The 16,437-nt window shown below is 68.9% G+C and carries 11 protein-coding genes; 4 read left to right on the top strand and 7 right to left on the bottom strand.

Annotated elements, in window-relative coordinates:
• Positions 1 to 9: 9 nt before the first annotated feature.
• The 6 genes from OIE67_RS27015 to OIE67_RS27040 form a co-directional block, all read right to left on the bottom strand.
• A complete protein-coding gene (locus OIE67_RS27015) occupies positions 10 to 894 on the bottom strand; it encodes a carbohydrate ABC transporter permease (protein ID WP_326645052.1) in 885 nt (294 codons plus the stop codon).
• Entirely contained in the window at positions 891 to 1,820 is a 930-nt protein-coding gene (locus tag OIE67_RS27020) for a carbohydrate ABC transporter permease (protein WP_326645054.1), read from the bottom strand. Before OIE67_RS27020 ends, OIE67_RS27015 begins: the two co-directional genes overlap by 4 nt.
• An 82-nt stretch (positions 1,821 to 1,902) precedes the next feature.
• Positions 1,903 to 3,261, bottom strand: coding sequence for an ABC transporter substrate-binding protein (locus OIE67_RS27025; protein WP_326645057.1), 1,359 nt, complete (start codon positions 3,259 to 3,261; stop codon positions 1,903 to 1,905).
• A gap of 193 nt (positions 3,262 to 3,454) precedes the next feature.
• The gene (locus OIE67_RS27030) at positions 3,455 to 5,593 is read right to left on the bottom strand and encodes an alpha/beta hydrolase-fold protein (RefSeq protein ID WP_326645059.1); all 2,139 of its coding nucleotides are present in this window, start codon (positions 5,591 to 5,593) and stop codon (positions 3,455 to 3,457) included.
• A gap of 195 nt (positions 5,594 to 5,788) precedes the next feature.
• Positions 5,789 to 6,796 (bottom strand): LacI family DNA-binding transcriptional regulator, encoded by a 1,008-nt coding sequence (locus OIE67_RS27035; RefSeq protein WP_326645061.1) that lies wholly within the window; start codon positions 6,794 to 6,796, stop codon positions 5,789 to 5,791.
• A gap of 127 nt (positions 6,797 to 6,923) precedes the next feature.
• Positions 6,924 to 7,970, bottom strand: coding sequence for a LacI family DNA-binding transcriptional regulator (locus OIE67_RS27040; protein WP_326645063.1), 1,047 nt, complete (start codon positions 7,968 to 7,970; stop codon positions 6,924 to 6,926).
• A gap of 175 nt (positions 7,971 to 8,145) precedes the next feature.
• Here OIE67_RS27040 and OIE67_RS27045 point away from each other — a divergent pair, with 175 nt between their 5' ends.
• The 4 genes from OIE67_RS27045 to OIE67_RS27060 are packed head-to-tail and all read left to right on the top strand — an operon-like array spanning position 8,146 to position 12,883.
• Positions 8,146 to 9,465: an ABC transporter substrate-binding protein gene (locus OIE67_RS27045; RefSeq protein ID WP_326645066.1), complete on the top strand. Its 1,320-nt coding sequence runs from the start codon at positions 8,146 to 8,148 to the stop codon at positions 9,463 to 9,465.
• A gap of 3 nt (positions 9,466 to 9,468) precedes the next feature.
• Positions 9,469 to 10,353, top strand: a complete 885-nt coding sequence (locus OIE67_RS27050) for a carbohydrate ABC transporter permease (RefSeq protein WP_326645068.1) — start codon at positions 9,469 to 9,471, stop codon at positions 10,351 to 10,353.
• Positions 10,340 to 11,221 carry a carbohydrate ABC transporter permease gene (locus OIE67_RS27055; protein WP_326645070.1) on the top strand — a complete coding sequence of 294 codons (882 nt, stop codon included), beginning with the start codon at positions 10,340 to 10,342 and terminating at the stop codon, positions 11,219 to 11,221. The genes OIE67_RS27050 and OIE67_RS27055 overlap by 14 nt, the downstream gene beginning before the upstream one ends.
• 36 nt (positions 11,222 to 11,257) lie before the next feature.
• Complete coding sequence (locus tag OIE67_RS27060) at positions 11,258 to 12,883, top strand: GH39 family glycosyl hydrolase (protein WP_326645072.1); 1,626 nt, start codon at positions 11,258 to 11,260, stop codon at positions 12,881 to 12,883.
• 54 nt (positions 12,884 to 12,937) lie between these two features.
• Here OIE67_RS27060 and OIE67_RS27065 read toward each other — a convergent pair whose 3' ends face one another.
• Positions 12,938 to 16,417, bottom strand: a complete 3,480-nt coding sequence (locus OIE67_RS27065; protein ID WP_326645073.1) for a ThuA domain-containing protein — start codon at positions 16,415 to 16,417, stop codon at positions 12,938 to 12,940.
• Positions 16,418 to 16,437: the final 20 nt, after the last annotated feature.

Genomic DNA, 16,437 nt, shown 5'->3' on the forward strand with positions numbered 1-16,437 from the left:
GCCTTCCGGCTACCGCAGGCCGCCGACGGACAACCCGCCCCGCCAGTGCCGCTGGAGGCTGAAGAAGGCGATGACGAGCGGGACGACCGACACGAGCGCGCCCAGGATGATCAGGCTCCAGAGTGAGGTGCTGCCCGCGTTGTTGGCCGACGCGATGCCCTGCCAGAGGCCGAGCCCGACGGTGACGGGGAAGAGCCGGTTGTCCGACAGCATGGCGAGCGGCAGGAAGTAGTTGTTCCACGAGGCCACGGCCGACAGGAGCAGCACCGTGACCACCGCGGGCCGCATCAGCGGAAAGGCGACCTGGAGGAACGTGCGTATCTCGCCCGCGCCGTCGGCCCGCGCCGCGTCCAGGATCTCGTCCGGGACGGCGTCGCGCGCGTAGACGTGCATCAGGTAGACACCGAACGGGTTGAGCAGGGAGGGGAGGATCACCGCCCAGATCGTGTTGGTCAGGCCGAACTCGGAGAACATCATGAAGGTGGGGATGACCAGGGCCGTCGCCGGCACCATCAGCGCGCCGAGCACGAGCGCGAAGCTGAAGCGCCGGCCGGCGAAACGGTATTTGGCGAACCCGTAGCCGGCCATGACGGCCAGGACCGTGGCGCCGATCCCGCCCGCGAAGGCGTACAGGGTGGAGTTGAGTATCCACTTGCCATAGATGCCGTTGTCGTAGGTGAACAGCTGCTGGAGGTTGCCGAGGTAGTCGATCCGGTCGGCGAACCACAGGGTGTTGCCGCCGCCGAACAGGCCGGGCGCGTCCTTGGAGCTGTTGACGATGACCCACCAGAACGGCACGAGAAAGTACACGACCAGGAAACCGAGCAGCACCTGCAGGGGCAGGTGGCGTTGCGGCCGGCGGCGGACGCCGGCGCGGGAGCGGGCATTCGTCACAGGAAGCTCCTCCGCTTGCGGGTGAAGAACAGGAAGGCGTAGACGCCGACGAAGACGATCCCGCCGAGAGCGAAGGAGATCGCTGATCCGTAGTTGAAGTTCGCCAGGGCGAACGCCTGCTGGTAGGCGTACATGTTGGGGGTGAAGTCGGGTCCGATCGTGCCGGCCGCGAGGGAGCGCAGGATCTGTGGTTCGTTGAAGAACTGCAGGGTGCCGATGAGTGAGAAGACCAGGATCAGCAGCAGCGCCGGCGCGATCAGCGGGATCTTGATGCGCAGGGCGATCTGCCACTTGCCGGCGCCGTCCATGCGGGCGGCCTCGTAGAGCGCGGGGTCGATGCCCTGGAGCGCCGCGTACAGGATGATCATGTAGTAGCCGGCCCACTGCCAGGTGACGATGTTGACCAGGCCGTAGAAGATCAGGTTGCCGCCGAGGAAGTCGGGCGGGGTGACGCCGAACAGGCCGAACAGGTCGGAGAGCGGCCCGAAGCTCTTGCTGTAGAGGAATCCCCACATGACGGCGCCGATGACGGTCGGAATCGCATACGGGAGAAAGATCATGAGACGGGAGAAACGGGCGAACAGGGAGGTCACCGCATCCAGGATCAGGGCCATCGCGAGCGCGATGATGATCTGCAAGGGGATGGAGACCAGCGAGAAACGGATGACGAACCACGACCCGGAGAGGAAACTCGGGTCGGTGAAGGCTTTCACGTAGTTGTCGAAGAGGACGAAACTGGTGCCGCCGATCAGCTTCTTCTGGAAGAGGCTGAGATAGAGCGCGTACGCGAGCGGCGCGATGAGCAGGGCGAGGAACACGATCCCGAACGGCCCGACGAAGAGCCATCCCATCACGTGCTCGCGCAGGCGCGCCTTGCCGGGCGTCCTGGGCTTGTCTCGGGTGCTCGGCGCACTCTTGTCGATCATGAGGGTCAACCTGGACTCCCGGTAGGTGGATGCTGGGGGGTCGCGGGTGGGCCGCCCGGTGCGGGACGGCCCACCCCGCGGGTCACTGAACGGTGAAGCCCTGTTCCTTCGCGTACTTCGCCACGTCCTCCTGCACCCGGTCGGCGGCCTGCGCACCGGTGACGGAGCCTTCGATGAGCGCGCTGACCTGCTTGGTCATGGCGTCGAAGTAGTACTGGCCGAACGGGCTGTAGGTGACGCCCTTGTAGGCGTTCGCGGCGGGGACGTAGACCTCCTTGTTGGCCTGCTGGCCGTCGAAGAAGTCCACCTTCAGGTTCACGAACTCGGGATCGTTGAGCGCCTGGAGGTTGAGCGGGAAGATGATCTGGTTGGTCCAGCCGTGGGTGAGCGACTCCTTGTCGGCGTACAGGCCGAAGGCGGCCTTCGCGGCGAGTTCGGGGTTCTTGGCCTGGCTCGTCACGGAGAAGGCGGATCCGCCCCAGTTCACCTGCACCGGGTTGGCGGCATCCCACTGCGGGAGGGGCGCGACGGCGAACTTCCCGGTGTCCTCGCCCTTGCCGACGCCGGCGCCGGTGAGGTAGCCGGGCGCCCAGGCGGCCGAGATGTACGTGGCGTACTTGCCGTTGATCACGCCGGAGATGTACTCGGGGGTGAACTGGTCCTGCGTGCCGACCAGCCCGTCCTTCGCCAGCCGGCCCCAGTAGTCGAGCACGTCCTTGGAGGCCTGGTCGTTGAGCTTGACGCCGATGGAGCTCTGCTGCGCCGGATCGTAGGCGAAGGGGGCCGCGCCCTTCTGGATCTGCAGCGCCATGGTGAGGGCCGACACGTTCGCGGCGAAGTCGCCGAACGCCGGGCCGCCGGCGTCCTTGACCTTCTTGGCCGCCTCCTCGTACTCGGCCCACGTCTTCGGCGGCTTGATGTGGTACTTGTCGAAGATGTCCTTGCGGTAGATCATCGCCATCGGGCCGCCGTCGACGGGCACGCCGTAGACGGCGCCGCCGACGGAGACGTCCTTCCAGGCGCCCTCGCTGTAGTTGGCCTTGGCCGCGTCGTAGCCGTACTTCTTGATGTCGACCAGCGCGTTCTGGATCTGGAAGGTCGGGATCCGGTCCATCTCGATCATGATCACGTCGGGTGCGCCGGTGCCGGCCGAGATGGAGGTCTGGAACTTGTCGTACTCGTCGCTGCCCTGGCCGACGTTCGTCCAGCAGACCTGCACCTCGGCGTTCTGCTTGTTGAAGTTGTCGACGACGAGCTGCATGTTGGGGTACCAGCCCCACATCGTCACGACCGGCAGGTCCTTCTTGGGGATCGTGTTCGTGCAGTTGCTCGCGCCGCCGCCGCTCGCGGTGGTGGCGCCGCCCCCTCCTCCACCGGAGGAGCAGGCCGTGAGCGCGGTCGCGGCGGCCAGCACGGCCACCGCGGCAGAGAGCCGGTTCATGTTCATTCGCATGTTTCCCTTGCGGATCGCGGCGCACGAAGGTCGTGCGCCGCCGTGGAGACCGGGCGATCGGGCGGGAACGGGACCCGGGTGGCGAGCACCCGGGCCCCGTCCGTCGCGCCGATCCTCATGTGAGCGCTAACAGCACGCCCAGGCAGATCTCGCTCAGCGCTTGCGGCTCAGCGTTGGACGATCAGCGCTTGAACAGGCGCGGAGCGAGATCGATGAGGTTCTTCTGCCACACGTCCCAGCCGTGCGGCCCGGGGGTGACCCCGTCGAACTCGTAGCGGATGCCGAGCGTGTTCAGGGTGTCCAGGGACGCCATGAACGACGGGTAGACGAAGTCCGTCCGGTCGCCGACGTACAGGCGCAGCAGCCTGGTGCCGTCGTTGATCGCCTGCGCGTCGACGCCGGCGCCGCTGCCGAACCCGGCCGAGAAGGCCGCGACGTAGGCGAACTGGCCGGGATTCGCCTTGAGCATCCCGAACGTCTGCCCGCCGCCCATCGACAGACCGGCGAGGGCCTGCCGCGAGGGGTCGCTGGAGACGTTGTAGTGCTCGCGGGCCGCCGGTGCGAGGTTCTCCAGCAATTCCTTGTTGAAGTCGGAGACGTTGCCGTTGCCCATCACGACCACCATCGGCACCAGGTTCCCGTCGAGGAAGTGGTGGTCGAGGATCTGCTTGGCCCGGCCCATCTCCACCCAGTCGGTGTAGTTCTGGCCGCCACCGTGCTGGAGGTAGAAGACGGGGTACGGTTCCGCGCGCTCCGGGTCGTAGCCCGGCGGGGTCCAGACCAGCGCGGTCCGGTCCTCGTTCGCGACGGCGCTCCGGTACGTCAGGCGCTCGACCTCGCCGCCCCGCCCGGCGGGCACGTCCGTGACCATGCGGGCCCGCTCACCGGCGACCAGGAAGGTGCTCCAGGTCGGCTCGGTGGTCACCTTCGTCGGGTTCGACACGTCCTTGACCGAGGTGCGGTCCACGATCAGCCGGTAGTAGTAGAACCACGGGTCGAGCGGCCCCACGGTCACCCGCCAGCGGTCACCGGCACGCGTCATCGGCACGCGCAGCCAGCTACCGCCCGGCGCCCAGTTCGCCCAGACCTTGACGTTCTGCGCGTTCTGGAAGTCCGTCGTCGTCTCGAAGGTGACGAAGCCGTCCTTGGTCACGAACGGCGTCGGCGTGGTGCCCGGCGCCGGCGGGGTGAACTCGCCCTTCAGCCGCCTGTGCCCGGCGCTCGGGCCGTGGTCGCGCACCTTGCGGAACAACCGCGGCACGAAGTCGACGAGGTTCTCCTGCCAGGCGTTCCAGTTCGCCCCGGCGTCGGGGTTGACCCCGTCGAACTCGTAGCCGACGCGGGCGCGGTCCAGCGCCTTCGTCAGGCGGACGGTCACGTTGTACGCGGGGTCCGTCACGTTGCCGGTGTACAGACGTACCAGCTTGACCTGGCGGTTGTCCGCCTTCACCTCCGTCAGGAGACCCGAGAACGAGCCGGCGTAGGCGTAGCGGGACGGGCGGGCCAGCGCGGCCCGCAGCGCCCGCGCGCCGCCCTCGGCCACTCCGGCGATCGCCTGGTGCTCCGGGTCGCGGTGGACGCGGTAGCGGTCGGCGACCGCCTTCCGCAGGTCCTCTCCGACCGCCGCGCCGCCGTCACTGATCACGACCACCATCGGCTCCATGGCCCGCCGGATCGTCAGGTTGTCGAGGATCTGCCCGGCCCGGCCGAGGTCGAGCCAGTCGGTGGCGCTCACGCCGTCGCCCGGCTGCAGGAACAGCACGGGGTAGGGCTTTGTGGCGGTGTATCCCGGGGGCGTCCAGACCAGGGCCTTGCCCCCTTCGCCGTACGTCAGGGTGTCGATCGTGCCGCGCTGCCCCTCGGGCGCGTCCGCCAGCGGGCGCGCCGCGTCTCCGGCCACGAAGAAGGTGCTCCGGAGCGGGTCGGACGCCACGACGGTGCTGTTCGTCGGGTCCTTGAGCCCCTTGGTGTCATCGCCCGTGACCCGGTACGAATACAGCCCGGGCTTGAGCGGGCCGAGGACGCCCGACCAGGCGTCGCCCCGCCGGGTGAGGCCGAACTCCGCCCTGGTGGACGAGGGGCCGAAGTTGCCCTCGATGGCGACCTGCGACACCGGGCCCACAGCGGCCTCGACGGCGGCCACCGGAACGGTGAAGGACGCGTAGCCGTCCTCGGAGACCGTCAGCCACGGCGTGTCCGCCGCCGCCGGCCCCGGCACGAGCAGCAGTGCCGCGATCGTCAGGAGCGCGGCGGTGATCGCGGCGAGCCCGCGCCCGCCGCTCTGGGGGTGTGACCTGCCGTGATAATCTAAAAATGGCATGCGAAAACTCCCTTGATGGCCGGCCACGGTTGATGCCCGGGCGGCCGGCCGGATGTCTACGGTGGATCCTCAGTGGCGGTGTTCGCACCTCCCATTCCGTCGTCGGGGTCGTCAGCTTGCCCACCTGACGTTCGTTGCCGCGAGCGTCAGGTGCGCCGGGACGCCATACCTCATGGTGACGTCACGATCACAGGACTAGCCAGGTGCGGCGGTGGAGCCGCGCACCACCAGGCGGGTCGGGAGCACGACCCGGCGCGGGCCCTCCCAGTCGCCACGCACCAGCAACATGAGCATGCGCGCGGCCTCGTTCCCGAGCCGGTACATCGACTGGTCCACGGTGGTCAGCCTCGGCTCGGCCAGCGCCGACTCGGGGATGTTGTCGAAGCCGGCCACCGACAGGTCGCCCGGAACGCGGAGCCCCAGTTCCCCGGCGACCTCCAGGGTCTTCAGCGCCATCCCGTCGCTGGCCGCGAAGACGGCCGTCGGCCGGTCGGGCCGCTCCAGCAGCGCACGCGCGAGCGGGGCCGCCGAGTCGGGGTCGAAGCTCCCCCGCGCGATCAGCCGCGGGTCGATCGGCACGCCTGCCTCGGCCAGCGCCGTGCGATAGCCCTGCTCGCGTGACCACGCGGCCTCGATGCCGGCCCGGCCGGCGATGAAGCCGATGCGCCGATGCCCGAGGCCGAGCAGATGCTCGACCACCGCGGTGGCGCCCGCGAAGTTGTCGGCCGTCACCGACGGCGCCTCCGAGCCCCGCGCCGGATCGATGACCACGACCGGCGTGCCGCTGCGCACCTCGCGCGAGGGCGTGACCACGATGCAGCCGTCGGTGAGCGTGCCCGACAGGCGGGCCAGGTGCCGCTGCTCCCAGCCGTCGGAGCAGGTGCCGTAGAGGTCGCTGTTGGCGTAGACGATCAGATCGAAACCCGACTGACGCAGGGCGTCCATCACCCCTTTCAGCACCTCGGCGGTGTAGGACTGGAAGCTGTGGGTGACCAGCCCCAGGACGTTGGTCCGGCTGCTGCGCAGGCTTGTGGCCACCAGGCTCGTCTCGTAGCCGAGCTGCTCGATGGCCGCGCGGACCTGTTCGACGGTGCTCGCCCTGACGCCGTAGCGCCGGTTCACCACCCGCGAGACGGTCGCCGTGGAGACTCCCGCCAGCCGGGCGACATCACTCATCGTCACCGGAGCGCCGCCGTCGGCCATGGTGCCTCACCAATTGCAATCGTTATCGGTTACGTTTGCAGGCGCCAAGTTAAGCGAAGTCGATCCTGGAAACAAGGGCTTTTCGGCTGGATGTTCTTGGGGTAGAGACATGACCGAATCATTCTGTTCATGACGCGGGGGCGGGGCCCGTCGAGTCGCGGACACTGAGGGTGGTCGCCAGCTGGAGATGCCGCGAGGCGGGCTGGACACCGTCCGCCATGCCGAGAATGGTCTCCACGGCCATCCGCCCCATGCCTTCCAGCGGCTGCCGGACCGACGTGAGCCGCGGCGTGGTCCACTCGGTCTGCGGCGTGTCGTCGAACCCCGTGACCGACAGCTCGCCCGGCACGGAGACGCCCAGCTCCTTGGCCGCCGCCAGCACTCCGACGGCGATCTCGTCGTTGCCCGCGACGATCGCGGTCGGCCGCTCCCCGGACGTGAGGAGATCGCGGGCGTGCCGCCGCCCGGCCTCGACGGAGAACGCCTCGTGGCGGATCAGCGCGCGGTCCGGGGCGAGGCCGGCCGAGTCGAGCGCGGCCTGGTAGCCGTGGAAACGTTCGATCGAAGGGGCCGAGCCGATCGGCCCGCCGATCCAGCCGATCCTGCGGTGGCCGAACTTGATCACGTGCTCGGTCGCGGAACGGCCGCCCGCCCAGTTGGTGGAGCCGATGCTGACCAGCCGTGACTCCGTCGTGTCGATGGGATCGATGGTCACGACGGGCAGCTGGAGATCCTCGGCTGCGCCGAGCACCGAGTCGGGTACCGCGACGGCCAGCGCGATGAGGCCGACGACGCCGGACGCCTGCTGCTCCCCGATCCAGGCGCCCGCCGCCGGGCGGCTCATGCTGATCGGCTCGCCGGGCGGCAGGCGGAGCAGGAGCTCGGCCCGCGCCGACGTGGCGGCCATGAGGATGCCCTGGAGCACCGTTCCGGCGTAACGGGACTCCACGATGTCGAGCACGGTGAGGAGGGTGCGCTCGCGGGGTTGCTCGTGCCGCGCCGCCGTCGGCTTGTAGCCGATCTCGGCCATGACGCCGAGCACCAGCTCGCGCGTCTTGGCGCCCACGTCGCTGCGCCCGTTGAGCACCTTGGACGCGGTCGTCGGCGAGACGCCGGCCAGCCGGGCGACGTCGGCCAGGGTGGCTCGATCAGAACGACCTCGCCCTCGCACCACGACGCTCCCCTCCCCGGGCTCCGAAATTATTTCGAAACCTATCATGCGCGCTGCGCTCCAGCGGTTTCCGTTCGTCACCCCGTTGACACGGCGAAGAGGGGACACCTAGTGTCCTCGCCAGACCGAATAAGTTGCGAAATAATTTCGGAACGCCCAGGAACGAGAGGAGAGGGCCATGAGGCTCTCCCACAAGCTCAGGCTCCTTTCCGCGGCACTCGCGCCGATGCTCGCGCTGACCGCGTGCTCGGGCGGCGGCTCCAGCGCCGGCGACGGTGGCGGTGGTGGCGTCGGCGAGCGAACGAAGATCACGGTCTGGAGCTGGGACGGCACCGTCGAGAAGGCCGTCCCCGGCTTCCAGGCCGCCCACCCCGACATCACGGTCGAGGTCGTCAACGCGGGCTCGTCCCAGGACGAGTACAAGGCGCTCGACAACGCCATCCAGGCCGGCTCGGGCGTCCCCGACCTGGTCATGTTCGAGTACTTCGCGGTGCCGTACTTCGCCGTCCCCGGCAAGCTCGCCGACCTCGGGGAGCTCGGCGCCGACCGGCTCAAGCAGGACTTCGTCCCGGCCGCGTGGAGCGACGTGACGGTCAACGGCAAGGTCTACGCGGTGCCCTCCGACTACGGGCCGTCGGCGATGTTCTACAACGAATCCACGCTCAAGAAGGCCGGCATCGACGAGCCCCCCGCCACCTGGGAGGCGTACTACGAGGCCGCCAAGAAGATCCACGCCCTCGGCGACGACTACTACATCGCCCAGGACACCGGCGACATCTTCTTCCTGCTCTCCCTCATCTGGCAGGCCGGCGGCCGCCCCTTCAAGGTGGACGGCACCAAGGTGCGCATCGACTTCACCGACCCCGGCACGACCAAGGCCGTGGCCTTCTGGCAGAAGCTGCTCGACGAGGGCCTGATCAACACCAAGATCACCGGGTGGTCCGACGACTGGAACCGGGCGCTCAACGACGGAACCCTGGCCACCCAGACCATGGGCGGCTGGCTGACCTCCACGCTGCCCGAGCGCGCGCCGAAGTCCTCCGGCGACTTCCGGGTCGCGCTGATGCCGCAGTGGCAGCAGGGCGCCAAGACCGGAGCGGCGAACGGCGGCAGCTCCTTCGGCATCCCGGCCGCGGCCGAGCACAAGGAGGCGGCCTTCACCTTCCTCGAGTACTTCGCGCACGGCGGCGGTCTGTCCACCCGCGTCGACGCCGGCGCCTTCGTGCCGAACCTGTCGGTGCTGGACAACGAGGAGTTCCAGGGCAAGGCCAACCCGTACTTCGGCGGCCAGAAGGTCGGCGCCGTGCTGGCCGAGGCGTCGGAGATCGTCGGTGACGGCTGGCAGTACCCGCCGTTCTTCGAGTGGGCCCGCTCGATCTACGGCGACCTGGCCTCCCCGTTGTACACGACGGGCAAGGGCTCGCTGGCCGAGGTCCTCGAACAGTGGCGGCAGCGCTGCATCCAGTACGGCAACGAGCAGGGTTTCGAGGTGAGCTGACCGGTGGCGCCGACCCCCAAGCGCCGGAGGTCACCGATCGGACTGGCGTTCATCGCGCCCTTCGGCACGCTGTTCGCGCTCGTCTTCGTCGTGCCCATCCTCTACGCCGCCTACCTGAGCCTCTTCCAGGACAAGCTCGTCGGCGGCAACACGTTCGTCGGCTTCGCCAACTACGTCAAGCTGGTCCAGGACCCGCAGTTCTGGGACGGTGCGGGACGCGTCGTCTGGTTCACCGTCGTCCAGGTGCCGATCATGCTGTTCTTCGCCATGGCCCTGGCGCTGGCGCTGGACTCCATGCGTCTGCACGGCGCCAGGTTCCTGCGGGTGACGATCTTCCTGCCGTACGCGGTGCCGGCGATCGTGTCGACGCTCATGTGGGGCTTCCTTCTGGGCGTCAAGTACGGCCTGTTCGGCAGCCTCAACCGGGCCCTGGGCACCGACCTCGACCCGTTCGCCCCCGGCACCACGCTCATCTCCATCGGGGTGATGGTGACGTGGGCGTTCACCGGGTTCAACATGCTCATCTTCTACGCCGCGCTCAAGGCCGTCCCGCGCGAACTGTACGAGGCGGCGGCCATCGACGGGGCCGGCGAGTTCCAGATCGTCCGGCGGATCAAGCTGCCGGCCCTGCGCGGGTCGCTGGTCGTCACGATCATCTTCTCGATCATCGGCACGTTCCAGATGTTCAACGAGCCGCAGATCCTGCCGTCGATGGTGGCCAACAGCGGCGTCACCACCTTCTACACGCCCAACCTGTACGCCTACAACCTGGCGTTCACCGGGTCGCAGCAGGGTTACGCGGCGGCGCTCGCGCTCGTCATGGCGGCGATCACGATCGCCGTCGCCTACGCCGTCCAGATCAGAGGGCTGAGGAATGCAGATCGCTAGCCGCCGGCTCCCCACGGTGGACAATCCCAGGAAGAGCACGACCCTCACGGTGATGACGGGCCTGTTCACCCTGTACTGCCTGCTGCCGCTCGGCTGGCTGGTCGTCAACGCCACCAAGTCGCAGGCCGACTTCGTGTCGACGTTCGGGCTCGCGCCCGGCCGCGAGTTCGCCCTGTGGGACAACATCGCGCAGGTGTTCACCTACCAGGACGGGATCTTCGCGCGGTGGCTGCTCAACACCGTGCTCTACGTCGTCGTGGGCGCGACCGTGTCCACCTTCCTGGCCGCCCTCGGCGGGTACGCCCTGGCCAAGCTCGACTTCCGCGGCAAGCGGACGTTCCTCCTGGTCGTGCTCGGGTCGATCTCGGTCCCCGGCATCGCCCTGGCGATCCCGCAGTTCCTGCTGTTCGCGCACATCGGCCTGACCAACACGCCGTGGGCGGTGCTCATCCCGTCCTTCATCAACCCGTTCGGGCTGTACCTGATGTGGGTGTTCACGGCCGAGGCGGTGCCGTCGGGCCTGCTGGAGGCCGCGAAGATCGACGGCGCCGGGGAGTTCAGGACCTTCCTGCAGATCGCGCTGCCGCTCCTCGCGCCGGCCGGCGTGACGGTGCTGCTCTTCTCGTTCGTGTCCATCTGGAACAACTACTTCCTGCCGTTGATCATGCTCAAGGATCCAGCCTGGTATCCGCTGACCGTGGGCATCAACCAGTGGAACAAGCTGGGTTCGACCGCCGGGAACGGCGCCCTCGTCCAGAACCTCGTGATCACCTCGGCGCTGCTCACGATCGTCCCGTTGATCATCGCGTTCCTCAGCCTGCAGCGGTACTGGCAGTCGGGCCTGTCGCTGGGCGCCGTGAAGGGCTGATCCATCCATGGCAATTCGTCGAAGAGAAGTGAGGCGATGAAGAGCGAGCCCCGGTTGCGGATCGACGGCGAGCCGCGCGCGGAGACCGCGCTGCCGCACGTCTGGAGCAGGTGCATCGGCGCCGGCCGGGCGAACGAGGCGCTGCGCGCGGACTGGCAGCGCCAGTTCGCCGAGGTGGTCGCCGCGACGGGGGTCGAGTACCTCCGCTTCCACGGCGTCTTCCACGACGACATGTTCGTCTACCGGGACGGCTACGGCGGCGGCTTCGGCCCCGACTCGCCTCTCCCCTCCCCCGTGTACACCTTCTCCTACGTCGACAAGGTCTTCGACTTCCTTGTGGACCTCGGTGTCCGTCCCTTCGTCGAGCTGGGCTTCATGCCGCGCGGGCTGGCCACGCGGACCGAGACCGTGTTCTGGTGGGGCGCCCACTGCAGCCCGCCCAACGACATGGCGCGCTGGGTCGAGCTGGTCACGCGAACGGTCGAGCACTGGATCGACCGGTACGGCCTCGACGAGGTGCGGCGATGGCGCTTCGAGGTGTGGAACGAGCCGAACCTCGTCCCCTACTTCTGGACCGGCACGAAGAGCGAGTACTTCGAGCTGTACGAGCACACCGTACGGGCGATCAAGTCGATCGACCCGGCCCTCAAGGTCGGCGGGCCGGCCACGAGCGTCTTCGTGCCCGACGACCGCTACAAGGGCGAGAGCGAGGATCGTTCCGCCTCGCTCGCGACGGCCGCCGCGACCGACGTGGACGCGCTCGACTGGCGCCCGGTCTGGATCGAGGACTTCATCGCCTGGTGCGCCGGACGGGCCCTGCCGATCGACTTCGTCTCGGCCCACCTCTACCCCACCGACTTCGCCTACGGCGCGAACGGCGAGGCCGTGCACATCACCCGGTACGCCGACGCCACCTACGACGACCTGACCCTCTTGGGCGAGATCGTGCGCGACAGCCCGTATCCCGAGGCGGAGATCCACATCAGCGAGTGGTCCACGTCTCCTTCGGCCCGCGACTTCATCCACGACACGCCGTTCGCGGCGACCTACATCACCCGGTCGTACCTGCGGTGCGCGGCCCTGGCCGACTCCATCTCGTACTGGACGTTCACGGACGTGTTCGAGGAGGGCGGCGCCGGGATCGGGCCGTTCCACGGCGGGTTCGGGCTGGTGAACGAGGGCGGCATCCACAAGCCCACGTTCCACGCGTTCACCATGCTGGGGCGGCTCGGCGACCGGCTGCTCCTCTCGACGCCCCACGGGGTCGTCACCCGGGACAGCCGGACGTCGGCCGTCTCGGCGGTGTTCTTCAACTATCCCGAGGACATGGAGACGAAGGGCGTCGCCGCGTGCGGCTCCTATCCGGAGGTCCGCGAGCTGGCCGAACGGGGACCCGCCAGGCGCGTCCGCCACTCGATCGGCGGCCTGCGGCCCGGCGGCACGTTCCTCGTCGAGATCCTGGACTGGGAGCACGGCAACGTGGCCGAGGCGTGGTACCGGCTCGGCTCGCCGCTGAACCTGTCCCGGGCCGAGCACGACCATCTGAGCGGCGTCGCCGACGCGCTCCTGCGGTACACGCTGACGGTGCCCGACGACGGGGTGCTCGACCTGGACGTCGAACTCGCTCCGTGGGCGGTGATGTCGCTGACCCAGGCGTCCTGACCATGGTGCGGGCCGTCAGCAGGCGATGCCGGCGACGGCCCGCACCCGCTGGGGTCAGGTACGGGCCCAGCGCTGGTTGGCACCGCCGTTGCACGACCAGATGGTCAGCTTGGTGCCGTTGGCGGTGGCGTTGCCGGGCACGTCCAGGCACTTGTTCGCGCCGACGGCGGTGATGGTGCCGTCGGCGTTGAGGCGCCACTTCTGGTTGTTCTGCCCGTTGCAGTCCCAGATGATGGCCGTGGTGCCGTCGGCCGTGCCTGCGCCGTTCACGTCCAGGCACTTGCCGCCGTAGACCCGCAGCTCGCCCGCGCTGGTCGTGGTCCACTGCTGGTTCGCCTGCCCGTTGCAGTCCCAGATCTGCGCCTGCGTGCCGTTGGCCTGCGAGGACCCGGCGTCCAGGCACCGGCCCGACCCGGCGCCTCGCAGCGCGCTCGTGGTGTCCGGGGGCGAGCCGTCGCCCTGGCCCACGCCCCTGCCGTTGAAGGTGATGGAGTCCAGGTCGAACGCGTTCGCGGACGGCGCCTTGAACACGACGTGGACGTTGCGCGTGCCGCCGGGGTCGGTGACCCGCACCGCGGGCAGCGACACGTAGGTGTTCCAGCCCCCGGTCGCCGGCACGGTGCTGGTGGCGAGGAGGGCACCGGTCGGCGAGTCGGCGCGCAGTTCGATGGAGGCCCCGGTGCCGGACGGCGCCGAGACGCGGAAGGACACCGTGTCGATGCCGGACAGGCTGATCGGGGTGAAGGAGATCCAGTCGTTGTTGGAGATGTCACCGATGCGCCTGCCGCCTTCGGCTCCGGACTCGTCGACGACGCGGATCCCGGACGAGCCGGTGAAGTGCTCGGCCTGCTTGTGCTTGGGCTGCAGGGTGATGCCGGCGGAGCCCTTCAGGCCCCCGGAGTCGGTGTAGTCGGCGGACAGGACGTAGTAGACGTTGGAGGCCTCGTCATGGCCGGAGGCCGTGGTCGTGACCGTCCCGGTGCACCCGGTGTACTGGCCGGTGTCGTGGGCGTGCTGGTCGTGGCCGAGCGCCGTGATCACGTTGACCTGGGCGCAGTCGGCGGCACCGTCCTCGGCGTCGGTGACGTCGACCGTGTAGTCCACCTCGTCGCCGAAGTCGATGAACCCGCCGTCGGGCGGAGCCGTGAAGGCCACCTCGGGACGGGTGTTGCCGACGACGACGGGCACCGTGACGCTGCCCGTCTTGCCGCCCGCGTCCCGTACGGTCAGCCTGGCGGTGTAGCTGCCGTTGGCGGTGTAGGTGTGGGAGGGATTGGCGCTGGTGGAGGTCGCGCCGTCGCCGAACTCCCAGGCGAAGGTGATGACGTCGCCGTCGGGGTCGGCCGAGCCGGCCGAGGAGAACGCCACCGTCAGCGGCGCCGTGCCCGAGTCGGGGCTGGCGCTCGCCTTGGCCAGGGGTGCTCGGTTCCCGGCCACGTAGTCGATGCGGTAGATGCTGTCGTCGGTGTTCGCGTGGCCGAAGCCGTTGCCCCAGTCGGCCATGTAGAGGGCGCCGTCCGGGCCGAACTTCATGTCGATCGGCGCCCGCGGGGCGAGCTGCGCCACGAAGGGGTTGATCTTCAGGAGGTTGCCCGAGGAGTCCAGGCGGAGCTCCTTGACGAAGTTGCGGCTCCACTCGTAGAAGAACGGTGTGCCGTCGTAGTAGGCGGGGAACTTCCGGTCCGAGCCGCCGGTCGCGTCGTAGCGGTAGAAGGGGCCGCCCATCGGGGCGGCGCCGCCGCAGCAGTCGATCTCGGGGAACTCGGCCGAGGCGTGGTAGTTGTACCACACGGTCGCGGCCTTGGCCGCCGGCAGGCTGGTCAGGCCGGTGTTGTTGGGCGAGTTGTTGACCGGCGCCGAGCAGTCGAACTTCGCGCCGGAGGTGCCGGTGGCGAAGTTGTAGTCGTTGAACGGGAGGTTGTTGCCGACGCAGTAAGGCCAGCCGTAGAAGCCCGGCTGCTTGATCAGGTTCCACTCGACGGTGCCCTCGGGACCGCGGTTGGAGTTCGCGGCGCCCGCGTCGGGACCGTAGTCGCCCACCGAGATCCAGCCTGTCACCTTGTCGACCGCGAAGCGGAACGGGTTGCGGAAGCCCATCGCGTAGATCTCCGGCCGGGTCCTGGCGGTGCCGGGCACGAACAGGTTGCCGGACGGGATCGTGTAGGTGCCGTCGGCCTCGGGGTGGATGCGCAGGATCTTGCCGCGCAGGTCGTTGGTGTTGGCCGAGGACCGCTGGGCGTCGTAGTGCTCCCGGCCCTGCCGCTCGTCGATCGGGGCGTAGCCGCTGGAACCGTTGGGGTTGGTGTCGTCGCCGGGGCCGATGTACAGGTTTCCGCCCGGCCCGAACGCGAGGTAGCCGCCGGTGTGGCCGGGCTCGTCGACGTTGCGGTACGCCGGCACTTCGATGACCTTCTTCTCGCTCGCCAGGTCGAGGCCGGTGCCGTTGAAGGTGAACCGCGAGACCCTGTTCACCTCGCCGCCGCCGGCCGGCGAGTAGTTGATGTAGATCCAGCCGTTGGTGGCGAAGCCCGGGTCCAGCGCCAGTCCGATGCCGCCGTCCTCGCCGCCGTCGTACACCGGCAGGGTGCCGATGACGCGCGTGCCACCGCCGTTGGCGGGGATGAGGTTCACCTTGCCGGAGCGCGAGATGTAGAAGACCCTGCCGTCGGCGGCCACGTCCAGCTCCATCGGCTGGTCCGGCGCACCGTCGAGGGTGACCTTCTGGAAACGGGCCGCGACGGTGCCGCCGCAGTCGCCCGGCGCCGCGCCCGCCGCCCACTGCACCGCGCCCAGCAGGTGCTGCTTGAACAGCGGCTCCGCGTAGGAGGCCGTCTGATGCCCCATCGCGGTGGCGAACACCCGGCCGCCCTCCGGGTTGTGGCACCAGGAGATCGGATGGTCGGCACCCATCCTGCTCGGCCCCGCGTCATAGGTGGTCTCGTCGGCGGTCACCAGCACGTGGACGGAGCCCCGCGTGTTCTTGTCGAAGTTGTACCACTCCTCCGAGCGCACCCACCGGTCCGGCAGCCCCTTCGTGGCGGGGTGGGCCTTGTCGGCCACCTTGGCGGTGCCCTGCAGGATCGACGAGTGCGCGGTCATGTGGGCGCCGGCCAGGGCGACCTGGTCCCACCAGGGGAACTGCGCCTCGATGTTCATGTCGGTGGCGTTGTGGATCGCCACGACGCCGCGGCCGCTGCGGACGTAGGCCTGGAAGGCCTGGCGCTGGGCGTCGTTGTCCCACACCATGCCGTTGGTCTGGAACATGATCACCGCGTCGTAGGTGCTCAGCGTCGCGGCGGTGAAGACGGAGGAGTTCTCGCTGTGGTCGAGCTGGAAGTCGTTGTCGGTCGCCAGCTGCTGGAACATCGCGACGCCGGCGGGGATGGAGTCGTGCCGGAAGGCGCCGCTCGCCGTCTCGGTGAACAGCAGCACCTTGAACTGGGGCGCGGCCGCGTGCGCGACCGGCGGCGACAAGGACAGCAGCAGCCCTGATAAGGCTGCGACCAGGGCGCAGAACAGGCGTGATCTTCGCATGAAGGATCTCCTGAGGGGGT

The organism is Nonomuraea fuscirosea, from assembly GCF_035917475.1.
Classification (GTDB): Bacteria; Actinomycetota; Actinomycetes; order Streptosporangiales; family Streptosporangiaceae; genus Nonomuraea; species Nonomuraea fuscirosea.

Bases quoted from the DNA above. Each gene is read 5' to 3' on its own strand.
- OIE67_RS27030 (WP_326645059.1), bottom strand. From the start codon at position 5,593: ATGCCATTTTTAGATTATCACGGCAGGTCACACCCCCAGAGCGGCGGG.
- OIE67_RS27045 (WP_326645066.1), top strand. From the start codon at position 8,146: ATGAGGCTCTCCCACAAGCTCAGGCTCCTTTCCGCGGCACTCGCGCCG.
- OIE67_RS27060 (WP_326645072.1), top strand. From the start codon at position 11,258: ATGAAGAGCGAGCCCCGGTTGCGGATCGACGGCGAGCCGCGCGCGGAG.
- OIE67_RS27055 (WP_326645070.1), top strand. From the start codon at position 10,340: ATGCAGATCGCTAGCCGCCGGCTCCCCACGGTGGACAATCCCAGGAAG.
- OIE67_RS27025 (WP_326645057.1), bottom strand. From the start codon at position 3,261: ATGAACCGGCTCTCTGCCGCGGTGGCCGTGCTGGCCGCCGCGACCGCG.
- OIE67_RS27065 (WP_326645073.1), bottom strand. From the start codon at position 16,417: ATGCGAAGATCACGCCTGTTCTGCGCCCTGGTCGCAGCCTTATCAGGG.
- OIE67_RS27020 (WP_326645054.1), bottom strand. From the start codon at position 1,820: ATGATCGACAAGAGTGCGCCGAGCACCCGAGACAAGCCCAGGACGCCC.
- OIE67_RS27035 (WP_326645061.1), bottom strand. From the start codon at position 6,796: ATGGCCGACGGCGGCGCTCCGGTGACGATGAGTGATGTCGCCCGGCTG.